A 26914-nucleotide genomic window follows, 5' to 3' on the forward strand; every position below is an offset into this window, starting at 1 on the left:
ATCTCCGATCGGCCGCCATGTCAAGGGGGACTGACTCCCCTCGGGAGCGTCCAAACTCATGCCGAAGAGCAAGCCCCCCAAGGGCAAGGACTATCGCGTCCCGGCCGTCCGGCGCGCCTTCACGATCCTCGACAGCCTCAACCAGAGCTCCACGGGTCTGACGGTGCAAGAGGTGAGTCGGATCCACGCGATCCCGTACAGCACGGCGTTCTACCTGCTGGAGACGATGGAAGGCTGCGGCTACGCGAGCCGCGACGACGAGTCGAAGCGGTACAGCGTCGGCTATAAACTGCTCGCGATCCGGGAGAGCGGGGCGGCGAGACAGAACCTCAACCTCCGCTCGCTCGCGCTGCCGCTGATGGAGGAACTGACCGAGGTCACCGGCCTGACCTGTCATCTCGCCACGCTCGAGAAGGATGAGGCGGTCTATATCGAAAAGACGGAACCGGCGGGCTTCATCCGCTTGAACACCTGGGTGGGCAAGCGGAACAGCCTGCACTGCACGGCGGTCGGCAAGGCACTCCTCTTGCAACATAACCGGGAAGAGTTGCGCCTGCTCTTCGAAGCCGCCGGCCTGCCGCGTCGAACCGACCGGACGATCACGGATTTGCCCCTGTTCGCCGACGACTTGCTGGCTTCCTCCCGCCGCGGCTACGCCGTCGACGACGCCGAGGACGAACTCGAGGGCCGTTGCGTCGCCGCCCCGGTCCACGGCGACACGGGGAAGATCGTGGCCGCGATCGGCCTCTCGGGGACCTCCAACCAGATCGATCCCCAGCGGCGTGACGCCCTCGGCAAGCTCGTCCGGAACTACGCGAGGCAGATCTCCACCCGCCTCGGCTACGTCGAGGAAGGGGCTACGCGGCCAAGCTCCGAAGGGGCCTCGCCCCGAAGCTAGCCCGCAACTTGCAGCCCCAGAGGGGCGACCGTCAATAGCCAGGGGTAGTTTTGCGTAGGCTGTGAACGGCTGCTGCGCGATTCGACGGTTGTGCATCCGGCTGGGGCGGCGGGTCGGCCTGGCCGATCGATTCCACGGTTACCAGTGCGCACAGCGACAGAATACCCATCACGCGTATTGCACTCATCTCTTGCCCCTTTACTGAGTGGCTCCCGGGCTTTGCAAACCCTTGATCGTCAAACACGCCCAAGTTGCGTCGGCGATTTCGGTCCTGCCCCAGCACCAGGCCTGGACGAACGCCCCTCCGGCCGCCACGAGTGCGATGCCGCAGCCCGCGGACAGGAATTGGACAGCGCCGGTCAAGTCCCAAGCCGCCACGGCACCGAACCCAAGGACCGAGCCAAGAGCGACCAACGCGATCAGCAAGTTGAGCACGATGGCCTTGGGCGGCGACTTCCGTGCCCAACACGCTCCCAACAGGGAATCTCGCAACTTGAAGTACAAAAGAGCGCTGGCGAATTGCCAAGGTGGAACGACCACCAATAGCGCGAACGTAAGCCAGAGTGTTTTCATTCCGTGGGGTTGCCATCCATCAAGCGAGGCGACACCGGCGACCAACAGACTGCACACGATGGCGATGAGACAAAATGTTTGAGCCGCCAGTCGCAAGGAAAGTCGTGCGGCGGATTCGGGCGGCTTCCACCCGAACCTGCGTTCCAGATAGCAAGCGATTCGCTCGCTTGGCGGAAGAGTGGCTTCAAGTTCGCGGCCGAGTTCGGCAGAGTCTCCGAATCTCCGTGCGGCTTCGTTCATGGCGGTCACGCAGTCGTCTTCGCGGCTCAGCTCCTCCTCGACAGTCGATGCCAGATGAGCGAGAAGTTCCTCGCGGATTGTTCGCTTCCGCGACATGCTCGCTCGAATCGAGCGGACAGCGCTCTCAACAATCTTGTATTTCGATGCCATGACGTTCCTCACTTCCCGGCTCACCAAGTCCGGCTGGAGTCCTGCGTCTAAAAGGATCAGCGCCGCGACGCCATCACGGTCATGAAGCAAACCGAAGAACAGGTGGTCGACGTCGGCAACGAGATCCAGGTTCGACGCGTCGCCGACGGCGTACTCGACGACCTGCTTGGCGCGTGGTGTCAACGATCGTTCGCCTGTGGAAATGGCGACCGGGTCGCGACCGACGCGATTCTCTACCTCCAGGCGAACCATCGCGAGGTCGATGCCGTGTGACTTGAGGATTTTGGCGCCGACGCTGCTAGCGTCGTTGATCAACCCCAACAGAATGTGCTCTGTGCCGACGTGTTGATGCCCGAATCCCCGCGCTTCCTCGTCGGCCAACTTCATGACAGTTCGCGCCCGAGGCGTGAAGTTTTCAAACATGCTCGATTCTCCCGATTCGAGATCGCGATCAATGCAATCCGACTCAGTTCGTGAGTGCCTGCGCCCCCAGAATTCCTCCGAGGGTATTCACAAACGTTTTCCATTCTTCGCGACATTGGCGCAGCTTCTGTTGACCCTTCGCCGTGAGGTGATAAATGCGTCGACGAGCGCCACGCCTTGCATGGGGCTGATTCTCCCACACGGCCTTAACTTGCCCTGCGGCTTCAAGCCGGTAGAGCGCGGGATAAAGTGACCCTTCCTTGAGCAGGAGAAGACCACAACCGGCCTCTTCCAATCGCCGAAGGATTTCCAACCCGTGCGCTTCGCCGCGTTCCAGCGTCGCAAGAATCAGGGCTTCAAGATGGCCCCTGAGCTTATCCCCGTTGATTGCTTCCATACGATTATCCTAGACAGCCTAGGAATAGAATTCAAGGACAGCACCGGAAAAATAACGAAGGCCGCCAGGCTGGATTTCGGAGAGCTTCCCAGGCGAAGAGTGCTAAGCCTTCCAGTCGGCCGCGGCGTGGCCCAACACTTCGGCCCGATGCTTCGCCGACTCGGAAAAGAGCGATTTCAGCCCATCATGCTGGGTCAATTGCCGATCCACCGTCTTCCGGAAGATCGGGTCCTGGATCTCCCGCCGAGCCGTTTCCAGAATCCCCTTGGCGCGATCCAGCTCCGCGTCGAAATCCCCATCGCTTACCTCGACCCGTTCCAGGACCTCCTGGTAGGTTCTGTTCGCCGCGATATCGCGGTCCGCCGATGCGTTGAAAGCCTTCAGCCAGTCGGCGTCATGCATCGCGACCGACACAAGCTCGGTCGTGCCGGTTTCCCTTAGGGAGCCGTAGCTCTGGGAGGATTCCTCCTCGGCCCGTCGAACCCCGAAACCGTCCCATTCACGAGCCGAATCTTGACGGACGATGCGTGCAACTTGTGGTCCCTGCATTTTCGGATCGATGAAGAAATCGGGAATAATGTCGTAGGAATAAGCGATTTCGTTAAAGATTACATGAAATCCCAATAATATACTTGAGTCCGGCCCCGCCGCTGGTATGCATAATCATTTGCCACCAGCTATCTGACCGACCGCATGCCGGGGTCGTCGGGAGACCCGAGTTGCTATTCGATTTCGATGTCATCGTCGTCGGGGGCGGCGCGGGAGGTGCCACCTTCGCCTACGCGTGTGCACGGGCGGGGAAGTCGGTCCTGGTCCTGGAGCGGGGCGATCGGCAGACGGCCGGCGACCCGAGTTTCGACGAGAAGGCGGTTCTCATCGACAAGGGGCCGTACGACGACAGAGTGATCAAGCTCAACGGCCGGCCGAAGCGCCTGTATATGGGCGGCATCTTGGGCGGGGGAACGAGCGTGTACGGCGGTGCGCTGATCCGACCGAGCGAGCAGGACTTCCAGCCGGGGCGGTACTACGGCAAGAGGATCCCGAAGGCGATCTGGGACTGGCCGATCTCCTACGGGGACATGGAGCCGTACTATACCGAGGCCGAGCGGCTCTACGGCGTCACGGGCTGCGGGGAGGACGATTTTGGGCCGTTGCGCAAGCCGGCCCGGGGGTTCGTGGGGGAGCCCCTGCCCCTGCACTCGCTGAATCAAAGGCTCATCGCCACCAGCCGCCAGCACGGCCTGCATCCCTTCCGGCTGCCGATGGCGATCGATTCGTCGAAGTGCCTGCGCTGCGCCCTCTGCGCCGGCTTCGTCTGCCCCACCGGGGCGCGCGGCTCGGCGGCCCAACTGCTCGACTCTGCCCAGGACCAGGGTCTCGCACTTGAGGTCCAGACGCGGGTCGAGGTGGAGCGGCTGGCCCGGGAGCGCGGCACGGGGGCGACGGTGATCACGGTGCTGGACCGCACCACGGGTCGGCGACGTCAGTACCGTGCCCGCCGCTACGCGCTGGCGGCGGGGGCGTTCGGGTCGCCGCTGTTGCTGCTAAGGTCGGGGATGACGCACCCGCTGATCGGGCGGAATTACATGCTGCACCTGTGCGCGATCGTTGCGGGCGTCTACCCCAGGGCGACGAGCGGCGACTTGTCGTTCATCAAGCAGGTGGGCTTCTCGGACTACTATTTCGGCACGAAGGAGTATCCGCACAAGATGGGACTGGTGCAGTCGCTGGCGGTGCCCGGCCCGCTCATGGTGGCCAGGGCGTCGCCGTTCCTGCCCGCCGCGGTTCGGTTGTTCGTGCGGCAGAGGATGCTGCCGCTGGCGGGGATTATCGAGGACCTGCCCAACCCCGCCAACTGCGTGACCCTGGGGCCGGACGGGAGCGGGAAGATCACGCATCGGTACGGCAAGTATGACCTGACCCGGCGCAAGCACATGACCCCATACATCGCCCGGATCTTGCGGAAGTCGGGCGCGGTGTACTGCATCGCGCCGCGGTATTCGTCGCACGAGCACGTCGCCCACCAGTGCGGGACCCTGCGGTTCGGCACCGACCCCACCCACGCCGTCCTGGACCCGGACTGCCGGATGTTCGCAAACCCGGACATCTTCGCGGTGGACGGCAGCTCCCTGCCGACATCGCTGGGGGTCGGGCCCGGGCTGACAATCATGGCCAACGCGCTGCGGGTGGCGTCCAAGGTGGTGGCCGAGCTATGAACACTCCGGGGAGGCCACCCGACACCGGCGCGCGGCGACGCGCCTCAATCCAACGGGAGCAGTTCCGCCAGGCCCGGCGCATCCACGGCGGCCTGTGGGGTTTCTGCCTGGCGGTCCTGGGGGTGAAGCTCGCTCGAGTGCCGATCCCCTCGCGGCGACTGCGGCAGCGTCTGTTCCGAGACCTCTACGCGAGGATGTACCCGCCCGGGCTGGACGAGCAGGAGGCGGAGCGCCCGTTGGGGGACTACCCGACGTTCAACGCCCTGTTCACCCGGGGCGTGAAGCGCGGGCACCGGCCCATCCCCGCCGTCGGCTCGGACCTGCTGAGCCCGTGCGACGGCACGGTCCAGGACCTCGGCCGCGTGGAGGGGGGACGGCTCCTCACGGTCAAGGGGACCGCCTACTCCGTCGAATCTTTGCTCGCCGGCCTGGACGTGCGACCGTACGAGGGCGGCCAGTTTGCAATCATCTTCCTGTCGCCGATCGACTGTCATCGCGTCTTCAGCCCGTCGGACGGGCGGATCGATGAGGCCGTCCACGTCCCGGGGGCGAGACTGCTGGTCCACCCCCCGTGCCAGTCGCCCGAGTACCCGGTGTACACTTTGAACGAACGCATGATTCTGAGTCTCTCAACAGACTCGGGGTCGTGCGCAGTCGTCCTGGTCGCAGGTTGGGGGGTGGGGAAAATCACGCTGCCCCTGGCGCCGGGATTTCGGCCGGGTTCGAGGCGGGTCGAGTCATACCGGTGGCCGTCTCCCCCGCAGGTCGAGCGCGGGGGCTGGATCGCGACGTTCGAGTTGGGCTCGACGGTCGTGCTGATCGCGTCGTCGTCGCCCGAGGCGACTCCCCTGGTCTCCCCGAACGAGAGGGTCCGCTATGGACAGCCCGTCTTTCGGATCGATCCCCACGGCCGCCCCGTCTGACCGACGGGGGGAGGCCGGCGAGGTTCTCTGCGCGGCGGCCGGCCCCGAGCCGGCGGACCGGGGGGACGTCGTGTTCATCGCCGGCTTCGGAAGTGCGATCGCGGCGGACTTCGCGGCGTTTGTGGGCCGGGAGGCGCGGGTCGAGGTCGTGCCGGTGGACGACGAGGGGGGTCGCGGCCCGGCGAGCCTGGTCGTGTTCCTGCCCCCGAGCCTCGGCGAGCCCGGGCGGCGCAGGCTCGCGGAGTTGCTGGATGCCGCGGCTCGGCGGTCCGTCGGGTTCGTTGGGATCGTCGGCACCTTCCGGGTCCACCTCAACGACCCGGTGGCGGAGGAGACGGAGCGGCTCGCGCTAGCCCTGGTCCGGTCGAGCGGCATCGCGGCCCGCGTCGCCGTCTTCCGGCCGGGTCTCGTGCTCAGCCCGAATTCAGGCGTGAGCCGGTGGCTGGGGCGCCTCGGTCCGCTGTTCCCGCTGGCCCCGGGGCGGCTCCGCACCTGCTTCATCGAGGGGGAGGAGCTCTTCGCGGCGATCGAGGCCGAGCGGTCGGGGGACGCCCGGCCGGGCGGGACAGGCGAGGTGGGACCGGCCGGGCGGGCCATGGGGCATCGCCGGAGGGCCTACACGTACCTGGGCGCGAACCTCGCCTGGCGCGAGGTGCTGGAGCGCCACCGGGGGACCTCCGCCGGGCGGCGGGTGGCGACGGCGGTCGCGCGAGTCCTCTCGTGGCTTCTCGCCGGGCAACTGGTGGCGCTCGCCGTGGGCCTGCTGTCGAGGTGGTTCCCGGGGGCGAGGCCCTGGTCGGTCCGGACTCTGAAGCCGCGGTCGATGCGCGAGATCGTCTCGCTCTGCCACGATGGGAATATCGGGCGCGTCCGGGTTGTGGGGTACAACAACGGCGTCAACCACTTCGGGCATCGGTACCCGGGAAGGACGATCGTCTCGACCGTCTGCTGTCGTCGGGCGGTCCACGCCGGGCCGAGGGTGTTGAAGGCGGATTGCGGCGCAACAATCCGCGGGGCGAGGGAATATCTGGGCGGGCGCGGCGAGGAGCTGTTCGTCATGCCCAATTACTCCTTCGTGTCGGTCGGGACCTCGTTCTTCGTGCCGATCCACGGCTCGTCCGTGGATTACGCCACGGTCGCGGACACGGCCTGCCGGGTGGTCCTGTACGACCCGAATTCGGATCGGATCGTCTCGGCCGGGCGGGACGAGGGGGCGTTCCGGGAGAACGTTTACAACCTACGGTCCCGCATGGTGGTCCTGCGGCTCTACCTGCGGACCAAGCCGAAGTCGACTTACTACGTCCGGCGCGAGACGTGGAAGAACGCGGGGGCGGACGACCTGCTCGCGGCGCTCCGGGACCGGGACGCGGCAAACGTGGAGATCCGGCAGGCGCACGCGGCGAGCGACACGGTGACGATCTCGAAGTACTACAACGAGCCGTCCGGGCCGTCCGGGCCCGCGCAGGAGTCGCCGCGCGACGCGCTAGGGCGGCTGTGGGACCGGCTGGAGGAGAACCCGGTCACGTCGTTCCTGATGCACGCCCTGAGCCGGCACGTCGCCTGGCACACGGAACTGTTCCTCACGCCCGCCGAGTTCGAGCGGTTCTGGGCGACGCACGCCGAGGTCGCCCTGCGAAAGATCCAGCTCCGCTACATCCGGCGCGACGGCATGCCACACTCGCCGTTCCGAGACGAGGACTGCGTCTCGGCCGACCTGTTCCTGTTCCGGTTCGACAAGGCGGCCTTCGACGGCTACCTGGCGAAGAACCTCCCGAACGTCCGATGCAACCCCGGCAAACACAGCAACTAGGCCACAAATGCAATCGCTACCCTCTGCGATCGAGACGCTGGAGTCGATGCTGCGTGAGCAGGAGCCGAACCTGCTCAGGCTCTACCTGAACCCGCACGTCGCCCAGGCCTGCTTCTGCCTCGACCGCTACGTCCGCACGACGTGGGCGGACCCATCGGGCCGCGCCGCGGGCGGGGGTGAGGAGTTCCAGTCGTTCCTGGCGAACGGGCTCGATGAGGCACTCGGCGGCGCGATCAAGCTCGTAAGGTACAACCGGGGGGCGGTCGACGGCATCCGGGTCGGGCTCGTGCTCGACCCCGCTGACCGCCTGGTCGGGTTCGCCGACTGGGACCTGACGGATGGGCGACGCGTCGAGTTCTTGCCGGGAGTGCGCGTGATCGGTCGTCGCGGTTTTGGCGAGGTAGCCGAGCGGCTCCGATCGGGTGATTTCGATGGGGTGGTGATCGATCCGCTCGTGCTGGTCACCGGGGATGACGGCCTCCTGGACACGCACGCGGAGGCGATCGGGGAGCTCGTGCGTCGTCACAAGCCGGCCGTCGTCACGTGCGTCGATCGGGAGAGCCTGGCGCGCCTGCGGGGCGGGGCGCGGGGGGTCTTGCGCGAGGTCGTCCCCGACGTGGTCGTCTTTGACGAGTCGTTCGCCGGCCGCGCCGTCCCCTTCGGCGCCTTCACGGCCCGGCGGTCGATGTTCGCGGCCTGGAATCGAATGGGGAAGAGCACGTTCCATTCGACGACCTTCCAGCCGAATACGGTCTCGACCCGGCATTTCATGAACGTCATGGCGGCGACCGACCCGGGATTCTTCCGCCGTCATGCCGATGAACTGCTGGCGATTGCTGATAACCTCACCCGTCGGGGGGAAGCGTTCCGGCGTTATTACAACCCCTCGCTCTACCGGGTCATCCGGACCGCCGGGTTCGAGACGGCGGACGTACGGGCCGTCGGCAGCTCGGTCGTCGTCAACGGACGCCCCGTCCTCGATTTCGTGAGCGGCGTCGCGTGCAGCCTCCGCGGGCACAACCCATCGGGCTACGTGGAAGCTTTGACGTCTCCGGTGGGCGGCCTCGGTTCTCCCCAGGCCGAACTCCGGGATCGCCTCCGGGTCCTTACCGGCCTCGGGAACGTCCTGCCCGCGGTCAGCGGCGGCACCGCCGTCGAGAACGCGCTGAAGGCGGCCCTCGTCGCGCGGTTCCCCCGGCGGCACGTCCTGGCGCTGAGGGCCGGGTTCGGGGGGAAGACGCTGTTCTCACTGACGGGGACCGCCAACCCCTCTTACAAGGAACGCATCGGCCCCCTGTTCGCCGAGGTACACTACGTCGACCCCTTCGCCCCTGACGCCCGCGTTCAAATCGACACTCTCCTGGATAGGCATGATTGCGCAGCAGTTCAGATCGAGCTCATCCAGTCGGTGGGCGGGGTCAGGCGCATCCCGGAGCCCCTGGTGCGCCACCTCGACGAGGGACGGAAACGCCGGGGCTACCTGCTGATCGTGGACGAGGTGCAGACGGGCCTTTACCGGACCGGGCCGTTCAGCCAATCGCGCGTGTTCGGCCTGACGCCGGACGTGATGCTCCTGGGCAAGGGGACGTCGGACATGATGGTGCCCTTCTCCCTGACGCTCTACTCGGACGAGGTGGCCGAATCGCTCGCGGACCGTGGTGCGGGGCTGGTGGAAACGATCCGGGGGCATTACGGGTATGAGTTGGGATACCGGACCGTGCTCAACGCGCTCCGGGCGGCCGAGGAACTGGGGCTCGCCGGGCGGGTGGCCGAGGCCGGGTCGAGGTTCGAGCAGGCGCTCCGGGCCGGGCTGGCCCCGCTCAAGGGCGTGAGCGACGTGCGGGTCTTCGGGCTGCTCATCGCCATCGAGCTGGACGCGCGAGGGGGGCCGCGCCGTTGGCTGCGCAAGCGGCTCGGCGCGTCGTACCTGCTGGCCATGCTCCGGCACGAGCGATCCCCCGTATTGGCCGGCTTTTGTCAGTACGAGCCGAATACATTGAAGTTCACCCCGCCGTTGAACGTCAGCCCCGAAGACATCGACCGGGCCTGCGAGACGATCATCGACGTCCTGGGACGTCCGCTCCCCGAGTGATCGTCGCGGGGCTCGCTCACCTGTTGAGACCATCCCCAATCCGAAAGGCAGACCATGAGCACAGGGACCGCCCGGCCGTTGAGCTTGCTTCACGTTGACTTCGAGGGCCTCTACACCCGGCACCTCGGCCGGCATTCGCAGGCGGGCATCAACATCAACCATCTGCTCGCGCTCTCCATGCTTTGGTTCGGCGTCTACGCCTTTCTCACTCAGGGGGCGCGGCTCGTCGGCGTCCCATCGCCGTGGGGAGTGCCGGTGGGGCTGGCCGCGGCCTACTTGCTCGTCATCGGCATGCACTCGCCGCCCCGAGTGATCCTCGCGACGGCGGCGTTCCTCGGTTTGCTCGTGGGGAGCGTCGTGGCGCTGCCGACGGTGCCGGGGTGGGCGGCCCCGCTGTTCCTCCTGCTGGCCCCGATCGGCTACAAAGTCCAGGCCTGGGGGCACAAGGTCTGGACGATCGCCGCGGACATGTCCGACTTCAACCGGCGCTTCCCGCCGGGGCGCGACCTGAACCTCATCCTGCTGTTCTACGAGGTACCGGTCTGCCTGAACTACCTGGTGTTCCGCCCGAGGGACTGGAGGCGGTGAGCGGTCGCGCGACCGGCGCCGCCCGTCGACGGTCTCATCGCTTGCGGCCGAGCACGGCCACGATGTTGTGCGAATCCTGGACCGGGAAGACCAGGCGGTCGAGGGCCCAACGCTTGACCGACCCGGCGCGGTGCAGCCCGAGGCTCTCGATCAGGGGCGTCAGCCAGCCGCCGCGATAGCCGAACTCCATGAAGGTGTCGAAGTCCTCGAACGTCAGGGGCGGCTGGAAGGTCTCGGTCCGGATCACGTCGAGGCCCTGGGCGCCCATGACCTCGGCGACTTCGCGCTCGTCGGTCGGGTTCAGAACCGTGTCGTCCACCTGGCGCGAGCCGGCGCCGCTGAGCCAGCGGAGGAGTTTTGAATCCCCCTTCGCCTGCAAGGCCGGATAGGCCGCCCTCGTGCCGCCGACCAGCGACCAGTAGCCGCCGGGCCGGAGCTTGCGCGCGATTTGGGGTGCCAGCACGCGCATCGATACGAAGCCGGTGACGAAATGTGTGCAGACGCAGTCAAACTCCCGGCCCGGGAAAAAGGCGTCCAGGTTCGAGGCATCGCCGACCACCGCCTCCAGGCCCTTGATCCGCCGGTGCGCGACCTCCAGCATGTTCTCGGCAAGGTCGATCCCGAAGGGAACAATCGGGCTGCCGGACGCGAGCCGAAGCTTCTCGAGGAAGAGGCCTGTCCCCATGCCGACGTCGAGGACACGCAGATCCCCGCCGTCCAGCAGGCCTTCCTCCTTCATCTGGGCGATGCCGCGGTCGAGGGACCGCCCGATCACGCCCTGCGGATCGAGGTCGTAGTGGGTCGCGACGACGTCGTTGTAGGCATGGTGGACCTCGGTCGTGCTCATGGTGTGTCGTGGCCTCGGATAGGGAGAAGTCGGGTGGTCTGGGGAAACGAATTCGAAGGGTCGCGTTGAAGATCAGACCGCGACCGCGACGACGGGGGGGGCACCGGGACGTCGGATGGCGTCGCCGTCGCGTGCGCGAGTTCCGAGGCGGCAGGCTCGTCGGTCGCGAGTGGCCAGGATTCCAGCCGGACCTCGCTGCCACGAACCGACACGAACGGGCAGGGTGGCTGCTCGGTCCACGTGCCGCTGTTGGCGTAGAGCACATCGCCCACCTGGTCGATGCCGGGCAGGTGGGTGTGGCCGCAGGTCACGTGGCGGAAGCCCTTCGACGCCGCGTAAGCGACGGCCCCGTCGCGGATCGAGACGCTGCTGCGCTGCCACTTCTTGGAGACCCGCCGGAGGTAGCGCGCGGTTTGGTGAGGCGCCCACTTCTGGACGTAGTAGAACAGACCGCAGGCGATCTCCGTCAGCCAGCCGTAGTCGTTGACGAAGCGGTCGAACTGGTCACCGTGGAGGGCGAGCAGATGGAGCCGGTCGTTTCGGAAGACGTACTCGTCGAGGACCTGGACGCCGACGATGTGCCCGACGACGTCGGCGGGGCCGTCGTGGTTGCCGCGGACCCAGACCAGGCGGAGGTCGTCGCGGTCGGAGTTGCGGCGGAGGATCTTGAGGCAGGCGAAGTGCCGCTTCGAGAGCCGGTTGAAGTTGAGGTCGTCGAAGATGTCGCCGTTGATGACCAGCACGCCGGTGTTCTCGACCGCCCACTCGAGGAACTGCTCCAGGAGCACGGCCTGGCAGACGTCGCTGCCGAGATGCAGGTCGCTAATGACCAGGCAGTCGTAGCGCATCGGTGTCGCTCCCAACCTCTCACCGGGCCTGCAGTCGGGTGTGGCGGTCGTGACAGTCGCGTACCTCGACCATCCTCCTCGCCCCCGAGCCGGAGGCCGGAGTCCCGCCCTGCCCGCGATCCAGACGCGGGCACGCGGTGGGAGTATGACCGTCGATCGCCCGGATTCCAAGCGACTTGGTGATTACTCATGAAAGATTCACGACCTCTTCTTGTTACGGGGCATCTCCGACCCGGAACGCCGCGTCCGAACCACGTTTGACGAGGGTTCAGCGTCATCGACCGGTCGGTCCATGCCCCCAGCCGCGGTTGGGAAATCCTCGCGAAGGATTGCCCCCGTCCTTCCGGCGAGAATTGCGGAAAGAGCCCGGCGGCTACGGCCGCCGGGCCTCGGAAGCAGGGGGCCCTATCCGAGCGTGGAGTCGATGACGGCGAGCGACCTGCGGCCTGCGATGAAGTTCACGCTCGTCAGGCCCAGCATGCTGCGCAACTTCTCGGCCGGCACGTTCTTGATCGGCCCCGGACCGGCGGCCTGGCCTGGAGCCGGCTGAGGGAAGGCGGTCGATCGCGCCGTGTGGAAGGTGACGTTCCCCTCAACCTTCTGGAGGATCTGGTGGATGTGGCCGTTCAGCACGGTGACCGAGCCGAAGCGCTTCAGGTAGCTCAGCGCCTGCTGACCGTCCTCGGTGCCCCAGCCCCACTCGGGGTAGATCATCCAGAGGGGGACGTGGGCGTACACCACGATCGGCGTGCTGCTGGTGAGCCCCGCCAGGTCATTCCTGAGCCAGTCCAGTTGCTCCTTGCCCAAGACCCCGAGGCCCCCGGCCTTGAGGCCCAGACTCATGACGTTGACGAGACCGACGAAATGCACTCCCTGATGGTTGAAGCTCTGCCAGCCGGTGCCCATGGTCCCCCGGCCGAAACGCCTCAGGTACTGTTTCCCGTCGTCCGTGAAGACATCGTGTTCGCCGGGGACGTAGACGACCTGGCCGGCCCTGGCGCCCTTGAGGACCTCAGCGACGATGTCGAACTCTCCGGGCTTCGAGAGATGGGTCAGGTCGCCGGTGTGGATCAGGAGGTCCGGTGCCCGTGGCAGCGTGTTGATCTTGGCGACCGTCTCCTGGAGCGTGGCGGTCACGTCCTTGTTTGTCTCCTTGGAGAACCCGATGTGGCTGTCGCTGATTTGGACGAACGTGAAATCGCCCCTCCCCTTCCGGTCGGGTCCCGCGCCGAACGCGCGGGACGAGAGGACGCCGCCGCTGACCGCCCAGACGAGGCCCGTGCCGGCCCAGGCCATGCATTCGAGGAACCCGCGACGGTCCACGCCGTCGCCCTCGTGATCTTGGTCGTTTTCATAGGGCATGGATATGAATCCTGAGTGGTTGCTAAGAGTGAAGGTTTGAACTTGACATGGGCGCCGTCATCGCTTCTCGACGATGACCTGGCCCGACATCTTGGGATGGATGGTGCACACGTAGATATACGTGCCCGGATCGGCGAAGACATGCGAGTATTGGTCGTCGGTATCCAGAGCCTCCGAGTTGAGGATCTTGGGCTTGCCGGTGCTCGTCACCGTGTGCGGCATGTCGTCGTGATTGGTCCAGGTCACCTTTGTGCCGGCCGGGATGGTTAGAGTGCCTGGGGCATATTTGAAATTGTCGATTGAGATTTGCTTTGGTTCAGCACTCACCGGCTTGCCGGCACTCTCACCCGGAGGTGCATTGGCCGCCGTGTCACCACCGACGGGGATTGTCCCCCCGGCACTTCCGCCACAACCTGGAAGCATCACGCCCATCGGGCCCATCAGCGGGATGAGCACCAGCATCCTCCGCATCAAACTCGTCATCATGAGTCTCCTCATCTCGGCCGAGACAATCTTGAGTGTCTCGATTCCTTGAACTCAGTACACCAGGTTCGCAACTCAAGAGGGGTTCGAGGGGGTGACGTGTCAGTCACCTCTGAGCAATGACGGGGCCTCCCTGCGGACGTCCTTCATGACCTCGCGTACGCCACCGATCCATCCGACCTGGGCGTCGTTGAACTCGGGGGCGAAGCTGGCAATGTGCGTCGCCCCGGGGTTACCGTCCTTGGCCCAGTAGTTGAAGCGGTACTGCGAGGGGTCGAGTCCCATCGAGGGGAGCAGGCCCCCCGGGACGTTCACCGCGATCACCTGGCCCCGGATCAGGACCGAACCCCTCGGCAAGTTCGTGGATTTGTTGGTCGTCAAGTCGGTCACGGAGGCAGTTGGCGCCTGGCCGGGCGTGAGGGTGACCACGACGACGGCGTCGAACCGGATGTCCGGGCGGTCGGGGAACGGTCCGGGGGACAGCTTGCCATTGCGGTCGATTCCGAAGACGTATGTCGCCTGAACCTTCGGGTCGATCGCCCCCTGGTTGACGCCGAAGAACTCGAAATTGCCATTCGGGAGCCGCTCGCCGGCCGCGGCCACGGCGTTCAACTGGGCCAGCTGTGGCCCGACGTAATGCTCGTAGAAATGAGGGGTCTTCACCACGATGCCGTTGTGGCCGAAGTCCTCGCCGCTCACTGTCACCTTGCCGAATAGCCCGTTGTTCTCATCGTTGATGCCCGCGGCGAAGAAGAGGGAGTTGGTGGCTGCGCCCCCGTGGCCATTGCCGAACGTGAGTCCCCAGAGGCCCTTGGTGTCGCCCTCCCGGACCCCGCCGTTGAGGATCAGGGGGTGGCCCTGGGCGTCGCTGAGCTGGCCGAGGAACGCGCCGGTCTTCAGGTCGAACGCGTTGACCTTGCTGTCGCCGAAGTTGCCGACGAGCAGGGCGTTGCTGAACTGCCCGAAGTTGTCCGGGGCGACGGCGATCCCGTGCGGCGAATTGAGCAACCCCTGCGAGGCGAACCGCGTGATGAACTGGCCGCTGAGGGTGAACTCGTCGATGAAGCCGTTGCCCACGCCCGCGACGTCGTCGTGCCTGGCGTCGTCCTGCTTGGCGTAGGTGACGAACAGCGTGCCGTTGACGTTCTTGAGCCCGAACGGGGCGAACCCGGCCGGGATGCCCGGGTCGGTGAACTGGTCCTGGGAGAAGCTGTGGAGCTGGAACTTCTTGTCGATGACGTCGACGGTGCCGTTGTGGAAGTCGCTCGCGTAGAGGTAATTCGCCCCGTTGACGGTACCCGCGGTGAGGGTCTTGAAGACCGCCCCGCTCTGGGACAGGTCGGCCGCGATCACGCCCTCGTGCCTGTCCACCGTGGGGTTAAAGCCGACGATGGTGCCGTCCTCGGTCGAGAAGATCACGGTCGCCGGCGCCCTCTTGCCGCCGTGGCTGATGACAAAGTCACTGGTGGTGTTGAAGACGTTGCCGTTGGGGGCGGCGGGGGGCGTGACGCCCGGGGGCGTGGGAATGGTGATCGGTGCGCCGACGATGTGCCCAGAGGCGTCGTACAGCGTCGCCACGCCTGCGTGGTTGTCCGCCACGCGGAACTGGCCGTCGGGGGTCTGCGAGAGGCCCCAGGGGTTCTGAAGGTTCGGGTCGGTCGTGGGGGCGAGACCGGGGACGTTGGAGACGAGGTTGGTCTGCTGGTAGGCGCTGCCCGGGAGCGGCTTGAAGAAGTTCTGGTCGATGAACTGGGCCACCGATCGGCCCTGAGCGTCACCGGCCGTGACATCGAACCGGAAATGATTCCCGCTCCAGACGACGCTATTCTCCGCCTCGGTCGCCGCGGCCGAGAAGCTAGAGAACGAATGCGTTTCGCCCTTCAAATCCTCGGATGTCAGACGGAAGCTGATGTTGTCGGTACCGAAGAAGTTGTCAAGTGTCGCCGCAGCCGCGCCGCTGATGCCGCCGTGCGCGGAGACCCACGACGGGTGGTTCGCCGTGTTGTTCAGCGGCAGCCAGTTCGGGTCGGCGACGGTGTCGGGATTGCCGTCCTGGCCGGCGAGTTGGATGGCCGTGACCGGGCGCCACCGGTTGTACGTATACTTGGCATCGAAGAAGGCGATCGTCTCGTCGGCCAGCGCGACGTTCAACTCGGCGAACAGCCGCGCGTTCTGATCCAGCGTGTTGTTCTGAGACAGGGCGGCGCTCTCTGCGATCTCGTTCCAGTAGCCGGCGATCTGGGGGGTGCCGGCCTTGCCCTCCCAGAACCGGGCCACGTCGGTCTGCTGGGCCGTGCGGACGGTGCTGTCCACGCGTCCGAAGTCTTTCACCTCGTTGAAGGCGGCCGTGTACTTGGGACTGGTCAACGCCGGGGGTGGGCCCGGCCGGAACTGGGAGCCGCTGTTCAGGGCGAAGGGCGTGACATCGGGCCATTGCGGCGTCTGGGCCGGCGCGAAGGCGGTCGGCGTCGGTCGCCAATCCCCCGGGTTGGTTCCCGGCGTGTCGTTCACCACGGCGTTCGCGCCATCTGTGGCGCGCCAGATCAGGGTCTGCTCAGCGACGAATCGCCCCACGGCGATGCCGTCGGTCTTGGCCCGGCCGTCAGGGACATTTGCCAGGGACGCCTGATACGTCGCCTGGAACAATGCCGCGTCGGTCGGGAAGAGGGCAGACGCGGTGAAGAGCCCCGCCGCAGCGGCCGCCGCCACGGGCGACGCATCGGCCGGTGCATCCACCTGAACGTGAAAGACGCTGGACGTATGGTCGATGCCGTTCACCGCGTCGTAGATCGCTGACTGCACGATCGCCAGGTCGCGGGTCAGGAAGCCGATCGTCGGTTTCTCGTTCCGGATGGCGGTCAGGACCGCCTGGTTCCATTGGATGACCACGTCGGCCGAGAGCAGGCAGCGCTCGTCGAGCGACTCGATGCTCGGGCGGCGGGCCCGCGATCGGCGATTTCTGACCCGAGACGATCGGTACTCCCGAGTGCGTGAGCCGGTCCAGAGTGGAAATAACATGAGATGCTCCGTTCACGTCAATCGTGGACCCGCTCGTCACGGGGACTCCCCGTGAGAACTGCGAGCGGTTCCCGTCCAAGGACAAAGGGGTTGGCCGAGGAAGGAGCCGCGGTCGATGCCACCGGACCGGTCGCATCGCGGGCTCCTTGCGCAGACCGACGGGGTCGCATCGTGGCGCGGGCCACGGTGGTCTTCCCGTCCTTCGAGCAAGCACCGCCGGACCTCTGACGTCCCGACGCTTGCCGGACACGAGTCGGGCTCAAGCTCCCGACGCCAACAACCTAGACCGCCCCGACCCGGAGATTATTCCCGCGGGCTTCGGATACCCGGGAATTTGCCGCGAGCGAGGCGGTGACGGATCGACTGAGCCCTATTTCTGGCGAAGGCTTGGGAGTAAAACAGCAAGATGCGCGGTCATATATTACTGAGGGGTCAACGAAGAGGTGGAATCGCCGTTGCAAAGAGCCGAGGAGCGAGAGCGGTTTGAACAAGCCCTCCTACCGCACCTGGACGCCGCGTACAACCTGGCGCGCTGGCTGACCCACGACGACCATGATGCGGAGGACCTGGTGCAAGCGGCCTATCTGCGCGCCCTGAAATTCTTCGGCGGATTCCACGGGGCGAACGCCCGCGCCTGGCTGCTCACGATCGTGCGCAATGCCTGTTACACCTGGCTCGAACAGAAGCGGGCGCGCGGCCCCGCGACGGCTTATGATGAGGAAATCCACAGCGTCGAATCCGACACCATGGCCCCCGAACAATCTCTCCTGCGCGAGGAAGCCCAGCAGTCGGTCCGACGAGCTCTGGAAGAATTGCCCGTGGAGCTCCGCGAGGTGGTGGTCCTGCGCGAGCTGGAAGGTCTATCTTACAAGGAGATCGCTGCCATCGCCGAGATTCCCCTGGGTACGGTCATGTCCCGCCTGGCCCGTGCCCGCGAGCGGCTGCATCAACGACTCGGCGACTGCGGGGACTGGGAGCCTTAACTTGGATTGCCGAGAGACCCGAGCACTCATCCACGGCTACGCCGACGGCGAGCTCGACCTGGTGACGAGCCTGGAGATCGAGCGTCACCTTCCGGAGTGCCCAGACTGTGCGAACGCCCTGGCGGGCCTGCAGGCAGTACGGGCCGCGATCAAGAGCAGCGTCCCTTACTATCAGGCACCTCCCGGTCTGGCGGGGCGCGTGCGGTCGTCCGTGCGCAGGGCAACCCGTGCGGACCGAACCCCGCGCCTGGGTCCCGGTCCGCTGATCGCCTTGGCGGCCTCGCTGGCGTTGATGACGGCCGTGGGCTGGGGGTTGGCACACATCCTGCGTGTCCCCGGCGACGATGCGTTCCTGACGCGGGAGCTGGTCGCGAGCCACGTCCGCTCGCAGATGCTCCCCTCGCACCGGTTCGACGTGGTGTCCTCCGACCCGCACACGGTCAAGCCGTGGTTCGAGGGGAAGCTCGACTTCGCGCCCCCGGCGAAGGACCTGACGGACCAGGGCTTCCCCCTCGTCGGGGGGCGACTCGACTACCTCCACGGCCGGCCCGTGGCGGCGATCGTCTACCAGCGCCGCCGGCACACCATCAACCTGTTCGTCTGGCCGTCGTCACCGGCCGACGATGCGGCGCCGGCGAAGGCATCACGGCAAGGGTTCCACATGCTGAGATGGACGAACTCGGGGATGACGTTCTGGGCCGTCTCCGACCTCAACGAGGGCGAACTGCAAGAGTTCGTTCGCCTCATCCAGGGCTAATACAGGGCCGGCCGGGCAGAATGACCGATTGTGGCGAATCCTGCCGTCGGTGTGTCTCACGGTGCAGAGGACGCACTTTTGGATGACCGGACGCCGAGCGCATTTGGCCCCTCAGCCGTTTGCTACCGCCCGGCCGTGACTGATTGCCCTTTGAGCCACTGCCGCTCGAACTCGGCCGGTGCCAGGTAGCCCAGCGACGAATGGACCCGCTTCCGGTTGTACACGTCGTCCAAGAAGCGGCCCACTCGGCCATACGCATTTCCACTACCGAGAATCGGCGTAACCTTGCTTATGGGACAGTCTCTTAGAAAGCCACTGGCTCGATTCGAACCAGTTCGCCCCGCTCCGCCGACTCGGCACAGGCGAGGGCCAACCGGAGGGTATCGAGGGCCTCGCCCGGCTCGGGGGCGTCGGCGCGGGGGAGACCACGGACCAGGTCGGCGAAACAGGCGAGCTCGCGGGCAAAGGCAGAGCCAAGGACGTCCGGCTCCTGGCGCAGCACGACCTCGGGGGGCTCGCCCGGCCGATAGCAGAGCAAGGTCGCCGGGTCGTCATGCGCGGTGCGGCCCGCGTCGGAGCCGCTCATGTCGTGCATGGCGAACTCCTGCAGGTTCATCCCGTAGTCGAACGACCCGAGCGTGCAGACCGCCTTGGCGGTGAAGACCATCGGGTCGCCCCGGAGCAAGTAGCTCCCCTCGACCAAGGCGCGCAAGCCCGACGGCCAGAGCAGGGTCGTATACGCGTGGTTCAAGCCGCCGTCACCGTCGCGCGGACCCGCGCAGAAGACTTGCTCCGGCATGCCGAACGTCCAGCGGAGGAAGTCGAGGTCGTGGATCTGCAAGTCGAGCACGACGCCCCCCATCCGGCTGGGGCGGTGCCTCCAGCCGTCCTCCCCCTGGACTGAAATCAGGAGGGAGAGCATCCGCCGCATCGTGATCGCCAGGCAAGGCCCCAGCGCCTCTGAGCGCAGCAAGTCGCGGAGCCGAACGTACTCCGGCCAGAACCGCAGGACGTGACCGACCATCAGCCGGACCCCGGCGGCTCGACACGCATCCACCATCGCCAGCGCATCGTCCCAGGTCAACGCGATCGGCTTCTCGCAGAGGACGTGCTTCCCCCGCGCCGCGGCCCGCTCGACATAAGGCCGGTGCAAGTCGTTGGGCACGCAGACGTCCACGCCCGCGACCTCGGGGTCGTCGAGCATGGCGTCATAGCTGTTGTAGAGCCGAGCCCCCATCTCGTGGGCAAGCGCCTCCGCCCGCTCTGGGTTGCGGCCTCGGCAGACGGCCAGCTCGACCCCCGGGCAGTCCCGCAGCGCCCGGGCATGGAGCCGGCCAATATCACCCAGACCCACCAACCCGATCCGGATCGTCTCACTCATGGGGATTGATTCGCTCCGTTGGCTCGTAACGCCCAAGGATCCGGTCCATCGCCGCCGAGGTCTGATCGAGAACCAGGTCGCCATGCCGCTCGGTCGGGAACTGCTCGGCGATCCAGCAGCCTTCAAAGCCGGCCACCTTCGCGGCTTGAGCCAGCGCGACCCAATCGACGTCGCCCGCCAGCAACGGGACGAAGCCGTGGATGGTTCCCACCTGCCTTCGGAAGTCCTTCAGGTGGATCTCCTTCACGCGCGGGCCGAGGATCCGCATCCATTGCTCGGCGAACCCGAAGAGCGTGACGTTGCCCGTGTCGAGCAAGACCCCACACCGCGGGCTTCCCACCTCATCGACGAGCCGCCTCATCTCGAGCGGGCTGAGCAGGAACATGTTCCAGATCGGCTCCACCAGCAAGTTGACCCCCGCCTGCTCGGCGTCCGGGGCGAGCGCGCGGAGCGCGGCGAGGGTGCGGTCCCAGGCATGCTCGTAATCGACCTGGTCGGTCTTCGCGTCCCACGGCTTCCCGACATAGCCGGGGATGACCAGCACCCCACGCGCCCCCAGCTCGGCCGCGATGGCGAGGGCCCGCCGAACGACGGCGACTCCCTGGGTTCGGATCGCCGCATCGTCACTCGTAAATGAATACTGCAAAGGGGCGATCTCGAGGCTCGGCAGGTCGATCCCTTCGTCGGCCGCCCTTGAGGCAATCTCGCGGACTTGCGCGACCTCGGTCTCGAGGTGAAGCAATCCCCCTTCGAGCTCGAGGTAGGGCTGAACGGCCTCGAAGCCGGCCCGCCGCGCTCTCCGGTAAACCCGGCTGTAGTCCTCCATCGTGCGTAGAAACGAGGTCCCAGCCAGGAAGTCTCCCGAGTCAGCGAATGCCCGAATGACGATCCCTTTCTTCCATGGTTGGATCATGTCTGGATTATTCTCCGACTCGAAGGGTCGTGGGGGTGGGAGAGTCACCTTGCCGGTTGCCGCCCACTCGACCCCGCGCTGAAAGGTGGCGACGAAACCGGGGGTGCCGACCGACCGCAAGTCGTGGCCGAGGGCCGTCGTGAAGACGCGTCCGTTGCGATAGGGGAGCGTCCACATAATCGGCTCGTCCTTGCCCGAGCCACAGATGGGCGACGGCCCCTTCGAGCAGTTGTTGGGGTCGTCATGCGCGGTGGCGAGGACGGTGATTCCAGGCTGCATCGTCAGGCGCTGGTTGATCTCGTCATGCTGGAGGAACGAGCGGGGCAGACCCTGCAAGATCGGGTGTTCCGACTCCTTCAGGTCGACGTCGAAGGTGTGGTAGGGAGCGTGGGTCGCCCCTTGCCGCCAGGCGCCCCCGATCAGTTTCTCATATTCGGGCCACTGGGGATGTGAGCTCAGGGCGGCATGGAACGCCACCACCCCCTTGCCGCGATCGAGCACGCTCAGGAGGGCGCGCCGGGTGCTGTCCGGCCACTCCGGGCCGAAGACACCGGCATGATTGGTGAAGTTGAGGACGATCGCGTCATACCCTTCGAACGTCTTCTCGTCGCAACCAACCGGCTCCTCGTTCACCCGGACCTCGAACCGCCCCGTCGCCTCGAGCGTGGCGCGGAGCGACTCGGTGATCTTCCGCCAGTCGTGCATGTTATAGCCGGTGAGGATCAGGACTTGCAGCTTCTTCGGGTCCCGCCCCGGCGTCTCCGCCTCGGTCGGGCCGGCGAGCGTCGTCAGCAGGAACGCCGCCAGAAGCACCGCGAGGAATCGCTTCATCGTCACCTCGTCATAAAGTGTCTTGTCGGGTGGGCACGTCCCACCATGCCTTTTGACCAACGACTTGACAGGCGTGGGGGACCCGCTGGAGTCAAACCCCAAGACCAGGCGGCCTTGCCATCAGAATACGGATGTTATATCAGCCCCCCAAGCGATTCCACCCCCCTCCGCGATTCGCGGTCGCCTCTGCCTTGGACGGTGGGCACGGCCCACCCGATAAAAATTAGACCCGAGGGGAGAGGAGAGGGCGAACTCTTGACATCTCAGCCCGATGATGCCATATCACATAGCCGACGCCATCGTAGGCTTCAGCCGTGTCGCACGCACGAAGGGAAAGGGCCATCCTGATGAGACCCGCCGTGAATCGCAGAGAGTTCCTCGGCAGCGTCGGCGGGGGCTTGGCGGCCGTCGCCGCGGGATCGTCGGCCGCCGCGGAGCCTGCCGACGCCGCAGGCAGGCCGATCCGGTTCGGCCTGATCGGGTGCGGTAACCGGGGCCCGCACGACGCCGCAGGGCTGATCACCCAGGCCGGGGGGCAGCTCGTCGCGCTCGCCGACCTCTTCGAGGACAAGGTCACGAAGATCAGGCCGACCCTCGACGGCGTCCTCAAGGCGAAGGGGCTGCCCCCGGTCGCGGCCGACCGGCTCTACCACGGCCCACAGTCCGCGCTCCGGCTAGCGGAGAGCGACCTCGACGCCGTCCTGATCGCGATCACCCCTTACTACTACCCGGCCGTGCTCGAGATGATCGCCGGGACCGGCCGGCACATTTACTGCGAGAAGCCGGTCGCCGTCGACGTCCCGGGTTGCTTGCGGGTGATCGACCTGGCGAAGCGGTTCGAGGGCAAGATCGTCTTCCACGTCGGGATGCAAGTTCCCTGGGCTTCGGCCATGCAGGAGATGGCCAGGCGGATCCACGCGGGGGCGATCGGCGAGATCGTGACCGCGCAGTCGTTCTTCTACTTCAGCGGCGGCGGGCTCGTGGCCCCGCCCAACGTCGGCCCCGACGAGGCCCGGATCAGACGCTGGACGGGTGACCGCGTGCTCTCCGGCGACATCATTGTCGAGCAGAACGTGCACGGCATCGACAAGATCAACTGGATCCTCAAGGGGCACCCGATCGCGGCGTTCGCCAAGGGCGGACGCAAGGCACGGACCGACTTCGGCGACGTCTGGGATCACTACGTCGGCGCCTTGACCTACCCCAACGACGTCGTGGTCAACTTCCAGTCGACCCAGTTCCCCCCCAGCCTCGGCGACGCGGGCGAGCGGTTCTTCGGGACCCGCGGAGTCTCCGAATCGCACTACAGCGGCGGGGTCAAAATCTTCGGCGCGTCCCCGTGGGACTCCGGGGCCAATGAGATCATCACCGACGCCGAGGCCAACAAGTACAAGGCATTCATTGAGGACATCCGCACGGGGAACCTCCGCAACGAGGCCTTCCGGGGCGCGGAGAGCGCACTGAGCGCGATCCTGGTGCGCACGGCTGCCTACCAAGGGCGTGAAGTCACCTGGGACGCAATGCTCAAATCGGGCGAGGCGTTGAATGCCGGGTTCGACCTGAAGCAGTTCGAGACCCGCTCATGACAATGTCTCTCACGGGAAAAGTCGCGATCGTCACCGGCGCAGGCAGTCATCGCGGTATTGGCCGGGCGATCGCGCTCGGCCTGGCGCGCGAGGGCGCCGACGTGGCGGTCACGGAATGGGCCGGCGAGGGGGTCGCCGACGAGATCGAAGGGCTCGGCCGGCGATCCTTGGCCGCCGCCATCGACGTCGCCGACGCGCCGGCCGTTCGCCAGTTCGTCGACGCCGTCGCCCGCAAGTTCGGGCACATCGATATCCTGGTCAACAACGCCGGGTTCTGCGAGTTCGTCCCGTTCCTCGACCTGACCGAGGAGCTCTGGGATCGGACCCTGGCGGTGAACCTGAAGGGGTTCTTCCTGTTCGGCCAATGCGTCGCCCAGCAGATGGTCCGCCAAGGACTCGGCGGTAAGATCTTGAACATCTCCTCACAGGCTGCTGAGGTGGCGGGCGAGGAGAAGGTTCACTATTGCGTCTCCAAGGCCGGCGTCAAAATGCTCACCCAGGGGATGGCCCTGGAACTCGCGCGGCACCGGATCCAGGTCAACGCCATTGCCCCGGGCACTATCGACACCGAGATCGTCCGCCAACCCCACATCCAGGCCCTGGTCGAACGCGAGCGTCAACACTCCACCATCCCGCTCGGCCGCATGGGAACCGCCGCGGACCTCGTCGGCGCCGCCCTCTTCCTCTGCTCGCCCGCGTCGGATTACGTCACCGGCGCCACCCTGCTCGTCGACGGCGGCATCCTCAGCGGCTCCCTCCTTCCCGAAGAATTCCGCTCCGCCAACTTCCCCCAAAAAAATGATGGTGGCCTCCCCTAACCCAGAGCAAGCCCCCTCCCTTTCCCCCCCCCCCCCGCCGGGGCCATTCATCACGGTTCCGATAGCCTGGCTCGACGAGCTCTGTTATCGTCGATGCAAGCATCGACAAACAACCTTGGCGAGCTCTGTTTATGACCTTGGCGATCGAGACGCATCAGTTATCCCGATTCTTCAATAACTCCTGTGCCGTCAACGGTATCGAATTATCCGTCGAACGCGGAACTTTTTACGGGTTTCTCGGGCCCAACGGCGCGGGAAAATCGACAACCATCAAGATGTTGACGGGCTTGCTCGCCCCTTCCGGCGGGCAAATTCAGGTGCTGGGCCGGAACATGCTCGACCCGCGCGAGGCGCTGGACGCGAAGCGGCACATGGGGGTCATCCCCGAAGATCTGGCCCTGTTTGACAACCTCACAGCGCGTGAGTACCTCACCTTCGTCGGCCGGATCCACCTGATGCCTCGGGACACGATCCGCAGCCGGAGCGAGGAATTGCTCTCGCTCCTGGACCTCCAGAACGAGGAAAAGAAGCTCACGCTGGAATACTCCCACGGCATGAAGAAGAAGCTGGCGATGGCCGCCGCGCTCCTGCCGAACCCCGACTTGCTGTTCCTCGACGAGCCGTTCGAAGGGGTCGACGCCGTGACCTCGCGCGTGATCCGCGACTTGCTCGCGGGGTTTGTCGCCCGCGGCTCGACCGTCTTCCTGACCTCGCACGTCCTGGAAATCGTCGAGCGCCTTTGCACCCACGTCGGGATCATCGTCAAAGGAGACCTGGTCGAGCAGGCGTCGCTGGAGACGATCCGCCAGGGGGCCTCGCTCGAAGAGTCGTTTCTCCAGAAGGCGGGGGCCGATCACGAAGCCAGTCGCAACAAGCTCAACTGGCTCGAGGAGGCCGCGTCGTGAACTGGCAACACTTGCAGGCCGTGGTCTGGCTCCGCTGGCGGTTGCTGATGAATGAGTACCGCCGCGCCGGCGCTCTCAATGCTGTGGTGATGATGATTGTGCTGGTCGGGGCATTGGCCACGGCCATTCCCGCAGTCATCACGTGCTTCATCGTTGGTACATATTTAATCCCCAAGGCGACGCCGACTCAGTTGCTGTATGCGTGGGACGGGGTGCTCCTCGGCTTTCTGCTCACCTGGGGGATCGGTGTCTTGATGGAGTTGCAGCGCAGCGACCCCTTGTCACTGTCAAAGCTCCTCCACTTGCCGATCTCGGCCAACGGGGCGTTTCTGATCAATTATCTCAGCTCACTGCTACGTCTGAGCCTGATCGTCTGCGCTCCGCTCATGCTCGGATTCAGCCTGGCGCTCATCTCGGTCAAAGGCGTCTCGCTCCTGCCCGTCCTGCCGTTGTTGGCCGCGTTCCTGCTGATGGTCACCGCCCTGACTTACCAGTTCCAAGGGTGGCTGGCCTCGCTGATGAGCAACCCGCGCCGCCGCCGAACGATCATCATGACCGCGACCATGCTCTTCGTTCTGATCGTTCAGTTGCCGAACCTGATCAACTTGCTCTCCCCCTGGGGCGTCCAACGGCACGCCAACCAATCCGCAGCATTGTCGAAGGAATTAGGGAAGCTGGAGCACTCGTTTAAGGCGAAGGAGTTCGACGCGCCGGAATACCTGGCTCGCCAGCAGGAAGTCATCCAGAATCACAAGCTTGGCACCGAGCAAGCCAACCGCGAAACCATGAAACTGTGGGAGAAGTGGGCTCGTCTTGTGAACACAATCTTGCCGATCGGCTGGCTTCCGCTGGGCGTGATGGCCGCGGCCGAGGGCCGATTCCTACCGTCGATCTTGGGGCTGCTGGGAATGACCCTGATCGGACTCGCCAGCCTCTGGCGGGCTTACGGCACCACGATCGCGCTCTATCAAGGCCAGCCGACCAACCGAAAAGGCCGGCCGGCGCCCGAACCAGCGGTCGCACCGACGGCAGCAATGGCGAACGGCCAGACGCAACGGGCCTCGCTGCTCGAAACCCGCATTCCCGGCTTGTCGGAACCGGTCTCGGCGATCGCACTCGGGGGCTTTCGCTCACTCCTGCGGTCGCCCGAAGCGAAAATGACGTTGCTGACCCCCTTGATCACAGGCGTCATCTTCGGCTCCATGCTCTGGAATCAACGGCACGTGACTCCGGAGCCGTTTCGACCGCTGATCGCCATCGTGGGAATGCTCTTCGTGCTCCTCGGCGTGCTCCAGTTGGCCGGGAACCAATTCGGCTTCGACCGCGACGGTTTTCGCGTCTTCGTGCTCAGCGCGGCACCTCGGCGGGACATCCTCCTTGGCAAGAATCTGGCGTTCGCCCCAATCACCCTGGGAATGAGCGCGCTCCTGCTGGCGGCCGTACAAGTGCTTTGCCCCATGCGGCTCGACCACTTCTTGGCCATCATCCCCCAGTTCATCTCCATGTTCCTGCTCTTTTGCGTCTTCACGAACTTGATGTCGATCTACACGCCGATCTACATCGCCGCGGGTTCGCTGAAGCCCTCGAATCCGAAGTTGAGTACGATCCTCTTGCAACTGGTCATGTTCATGCTCCTCTTTCCGCTCACCCAGGCGCCAACCCTCTTGCCGCTGGGCGCCGAGGCGTTGTCGAAATTCCTCGGTTGGACGGAGAATGCACCCGTCTTCCTGGCCTTGGCGCTGGCGGAATGCGCGGTGGTCGTCTTGTTTTACCGCGTCTCGCTGGGGTGGCTCGGGCGCTGGTTCCAAGCCCGAGAGCAGATCATCCTGGAGACCGTGACCAACCGGGCGCCTTGAGACACCCCAAAGGGAA

General features: G+C 65.7%; 22 protein-coding genes. 12 read left to right on the forward strand and 10 right to left on the reverse strand.

The features are described from left to right. Positions 1-58 precede the first annotated feature (58 nt). Positions 59-898 carry an IclR family transcriptional regulator gene (locus tag BUS42_RS25485; protein WP_074311746.1) on the forward strand — a complete coding sequence of 280 codons (840 nt, stop codon included), beginning with the start codon at positions 59-61 and terminating at the stop codon, positions 896-898. A 198-nt stretch (positions 899-1096) separates the two neighbouring features. Here BUS42_RS25485 and BUS42_RS25490 read toward each other — a convergent pair whose 3' ends face one another. The 3 genes from BUS42_RS25490 to BUS42_RS25500 form a co-directional block, all read right to left on the reverse strand. Beyond that, a complete protein-coding gene (locus tag BUS42_RS25490) occupies positions 1097-2284 on the reverse strand; it encodes a Clp protease N-terminal domain-containing protein (protein WP_074311748.1) in 1188 nt (395 codons plus the stop codon). Between the two features lie 43 nt (positions 2285-2327). Continuing rightward, complete coding sequence (locus BUS42_RS25495) at positions 2328-2681, reverse strand: PadR family transcriptional regulator (protein WP_074311750.1); 354 nt, start codon at positions 2679-2681, stop codon at positions 2328-2330. Positions 2682-2783: 102 nt separating this feature from the next. After that, positions 2784-3230, reverse strand: a complete 447-nt coding sequence (locus BUS42_RS25500) for a hypothetical protein (RefSeq protein ID WP_074311752.1) — start codon at positions 3228-3230, stop codon at positions 2784-2786. 170 nt (positions 3231-3400) lie between these two features. On the opposite strand from BUS42_RS25500, the gene BUS42_RS25505 reads away from it, so the two are divergent. From BUS42_RS25505 to BUS42_RS25525, 5 genes are read left to right on the forward strand one after another with little or no spacing between them, the layout of a single operon-like run. Beyond that, positions 3401-4897: an FAD-dependent oxidoreductase gene (locus BUS42_RS25505; RefSeq protein ID WP_074311754.1), complete on the forward strand. Its 1497-nt coding sequence runs from the start codon at positions 3401-3403 to the stop codon at positions 4895-4897. Beyond that, the gene (gene asd / locus BUS42_RS25510) at positions 4894-5820 is read left to right on the forward strand and encodes an archaetidylserine decarboxylase (RefSeq protein WP_074311756.1); all 927 of its coding nucleotides are present in this window, start codon (positions 4894-4896) and stop codon (positions 5818-5820) included. Before BUS42_RS25505 ends, asd begins: the two co-directional genes overlap by 4 nt. Continuing rightward, positions 5774-7630, forward strand: coding sequence for a hypothetical protein (locus BUS42_RS25515; RefSeq protein WP_074311758.1), 1857 nt, complete (start codon positions 5774-5776; stop codon positions 7628-7630). Before asd ends, BUS42_RS25515 begins: the two co-directional genes overlap by 47 nt. Before the next feature lie 7 nt (positions 7631-7637). Next, a complete protein-coding gene (locus tag BUS42_RS25520) occupies positions 7638-9722 on the forward strand; it encodes an aminotransferase class III-fold pyridoxal phosphate-dependent enzyme (RefSeq protein ID WP_074311760.1) in 2085 nt (694 codons plus the stop codon). 54 nt (positions 9723-9776) lie between these two features. Next, complete coding sequence (locus BUS42_RS25525; protein WP_074311762.1) at positions 9777-10310, forward strand: hypothetical protein; 534 nt, start codon at positions 9777-9779, stop codon at positions 10308-10310. A gap of 34 nt (positions 10311-10344) precedes the next feature. Here the strand turns inward: BUS42_RS25525 and BUS42_RS25530 are convergent, their stop codons facing one another. The 5 genes from BUS42_RS25530 to BUS42_RS43070 all read right to left on the reverse strand — a co-directional run bounded on the left by BUS42_RS25530 (position 10345) and on the right by BUS42_RS43070 (position 16868). Continuing rightward, positions 10345-11157, reverse strand: a complete 813-nt coding sequence (locus tag BUS42_RS25530) for a class I SAM-dependent methyltransferase (protein ID WP_074311764.1) — start codon at positions 11155-11157, stop codon at positions 10345-10347. Further along, positions 11154-12005: a UDP-2,3-diacylglucosamine diphosphatase gene (locus BUS42_RS25535; protein ID WP_254053788.1), complete on the reverse strand. Its 852-nt coding sequence runs from the start codon at positions 12003-12005 to the stop codon at positions 11154-11156. The genes BUS42_RS25530 and BUS42_RS25535 overlap by 4 nt, the downstream gene beginning before the upstream one ends. 405 nt (positions 12006-12410) lie before the next feature. After that, a complete protein-coding gene (locus BUS42_RS25540; protein WP_074311766.1) occupies positions 12411-13367 on the reverse strand; it encodes a metallophosphoesterase family protein in 957 nt (318 codons plus the stop codon). A 57-nt stretch (positions 13368-13424) separates the two neighbouring features. Next, positions 13425-13853, reverse strand: coding sequence for a cupredoxin domain-containing protein (locus BUS42_RS25545; protein WP_216821086.1), 429 nt, complete (start codon positions 13851-13853; stop codon positions 13425-13427). A gap of 99 nt (positions 13854-13952) precedes the next feature. Beyond that, positions 13953-16868: a TIGR03118 family protein gene (locus BUS42_RS43070; RefSeq protein ID WP_074311768.1), complete on the reverse strand. Its 2916-nt coding sequence runs from the start codon at positions 16866-16868 to the stop codon at positions 13953-13955. Positions 16869-17323: 455 nt separating this feature from the next. On the opposite strand from BUS42_RS43070, the gene BUS42_RS25555 reads away from it, so the two are divergent. Both BUS42_RS25555 and BUS42_RS25560 read left to right on the forward strand, forming a co-directional pair. Beyond that, positions 17324-17851 carry a sigma-70 family RNA polymerase sigma factor gene (locus BUS42_RS25555; RefSeq protein WP_074315313.1) on the forward strand — a complete coding sequence of 176 codons (528 nt, stop codon included), beginning with the start codon at positions 17324-17326 and terminating at the stop codon, positions 17849-17851. 1 nt (position 17852) lies between these two features. Continuing rightward, positions 17853-18608: an anti-sigma factor family protein gene (locus tag BUS42_RS25560; protein ID WP_074311770.1), complete on the forward strand. Its 756-nt coding sequence runs from the start codon at positions 17853-17855 to the stop codon at positions 18606-18608. A gap of 304 nt (positions 18609-18912) precedes the next feature. On the opposite strand, the gene BUS42_RS25565 is transcribed toward BUS42_RS25560, so the two are convergent. Both BUS42_RS25565 and BUS42_RS45365 read right to left on the reverse strand, forming a co-directional pair. Further along, entirely contained in the window at positions 18913-19989 is a 1077-nt protein-coding gene (locus BUS42_RS25565; RefSeq protein WP_074311772.1) for a Gfo/Idh/MocA family protein, read from the reverse strand. Beyond that, complete coding sequence (locus BUS42_RS45365) at positions 19982-21733, reverse strand: TIM barrel protein (RefSeq protein WP_254053789.1); 1752 nt, start codon at positions 21731-21733, stop codon at positions 19982-19984. Before BUS42_RS45365 ends, BUS42_RS25565 begins: the two co-directional genes overlap by 8 nt. 347 nt (positions 21734-22080) lie before the next feature. On the opposite strand from BUS42_RS45365, the gene BUS42_RS25580 reads away from it, so the two are divergent. The 4 genes from BUS42_RS25580 to BUS42_RS25595 all read left to right on the forward strand — a co-directional run bounded on the left by BUS42_RS25580 (position 22081) and on the right by BUS42_RS25595 (position 26898). Then, positions 22081-23319, forward strand: coding sequence for a Gfo/Idh/MocA family protein (locus BUS42_RS25580; protein WP_074311774.1), 1239 nt, complete (start codon positions 22081-22083; stop codon positions 23317-23319). After that, entirely contained in the window at positions 23316-24137 is an 822-nt protein-coding gene (locus tag BUS42_RS25585) for an SDR family NAD(P)-dependent oxidoreductase (protein ID WP_254053790.1), read from the forward strand. Before BUS42_RS25580 ends, BUS42_RS25585 begins: the two co-directional genes overlap by 4 nt. A gap of 131 nt (positions 24138-24268) precedes the next feature. Continuing rightward, positions 24269-25042 (forward strand): ABC transporter ATP-binding protein, encoded by a 774-nt coding sequence (locus BUS42_RS25590; protein WP_074311777.1) that lies wholly within the window; start codon positions 24269-24271, stop codon positions 25040-25042. Continuing rightward, positions 25039-26898 (forward strand): ABC-2 transporter permease, encoded by a 1860-nt coding sequence (locus BUS42_RS25595; RefSeq protein ID WP_074311779.1) that lies wholly within the window; start codon positions 25039-25041, stop codon positions 26896-26898. The genes BUS42_RS25590 and BUS42_RS25595 overlap by 4 nt, the downstream gene beginning before the upstream one ends. Positions 26899-26914: the final 16 nt, after the last annotated feature.

The sequence above is a fragment of the Singulisphaera sp. GP187 genome (assembly GCF_900129635.1).
In the GTDB taxonomy this organism is placed as follows: domain Bacteria; phylum Planctomycetota; class Planctomycetia; order Isosphaerales; family Isosphaeraceae; genus Singulisphaera.

Bases quoted from the DNA above. Each gene is read 5' to 3' on its own strand.
- BUS42_RS25485 (WP_074311746.1), top strand. From the start codon at position 59: ATGCCGAAGAGCAAGCCCCCCAAGGGCAAGGACTATCGCGTCCCGGCC.
- BUS42_RS25490 (WP_074311748.1), bottom strand. From the start codon at position 2,284: ATGTTTGAAAACTTCACGCCTCGGGCGCGAACTGTCATGAAGTTGGCC.
- BUS42_RS25495 (WP_074311750.1), bottom strand. From the start codon at position 2,681: ATGGAAGCAATCAACGGGGATAAGCTCAGGGGCCATCTTGAAGCCCTG.
- BUS42_RS25500 (WP_074311752.1), bottom strand. From the start codon at position 3,230: ATGCAGGGACCACAAGTTGCACGCATCGTCCGTCAAGATTCGGCTCGT.
- asd (WP_074311756.1), top strand. From the start codon at position 4,894: ATGAACACTCCGGGGAGGCCACCCGACACCGGCGCGCGGCGACGCGCC.
- BUS42_RS25515 (WP_074311758.1), top strand. From the start codon at position 5,774: ATGGACAGCCCGTCTTTCGGATCGATCCCCACGGCCGCCCCGTCTGAC.
- BUS42_RS25520 (WP_074311760.1), top strand. From the start codon at position 7,638: ATGCAATCGCTACCCTCTGCGATCGAGACGCTGGAGTCGATGCTGCGT.
- BUS42_RS25525 (WP_074311762.1), top strand. From the start codon at position 9,777: ATGAGCACAGGGACCGCCCGGCCGTTGAGCTTGCTTCACGTTGACTTC.
- BUS42_RS25530 (WP_074311764.1), bottom strand. From the start codon at position 11,157: ATGAGCACGACCGAGGTCCACCATGCCTACAACGACGTCGTCGCGACC.
- BUS42_RS25535 (WP_254053788.1), bottom strand. From the start codon at position 12,005: ATGCGCTACGACTGCCTGGTCATTAGCGACCTGCATCTCGGCAGCGAC.
- BUS42_RS25540 (WP_074311766.1), bottom strand. From the start codon at position 13,367: ATGCCCTATGAAAACGACCAAGATCACGAGGGCGACGGCGTGGACCGT.
- BUS42_RS25545 (WP_216821086.1), bottom strand. From the start codon at position 13,853: ATGATGACGAGTTTGATGCGGAGGATGCTGGTGCTCATCCCGCTGATG.
- BUS42_RS43070 (WP_074311768.1), bottom strand. From the start codon at position 16,868: ATGTTATTTCCACTCTGGACCGGCTCACGCACTCGGGAGTACCGATCG.
- BUS42_RS25565 (WP_074311772.1), bottom strand. From the start codon at position 19,989: ATGAGTGAGACGATCCGGATCGGGTTGGTGGGTCTGGGTGATATTGGC.
- BUS42_RS45365 (WP_254053789.1), bottom strand. From the start codon at position 21,733: ATGAAGCGATTCCTCGCGGTGCTTCTGGCGGCGTTCCTGCTGACGACG.
- BUS42_RS25580 (WP_074311774.1), top strand. From the start codon at position 22,081: ATGAGACCCGCCGTGAATCGCAGAGAGTTCCTCGGCAGCGTCGGCGGG.
- BUS42_RS25585 (WP_254053790.1), top strand. From the start codon at position 23,316: ATGACAATGTCTCTCACGGGAAAAGTCGCGATCGTCACCGGCGCAGGC.
- BUS42_RS25590 (WP_074311777.1), top strand. From the start codon at position 24,269: ATGACCTTGGCGATCGAGACGCATCAGTTATCCCGATTCTTCAATAAC.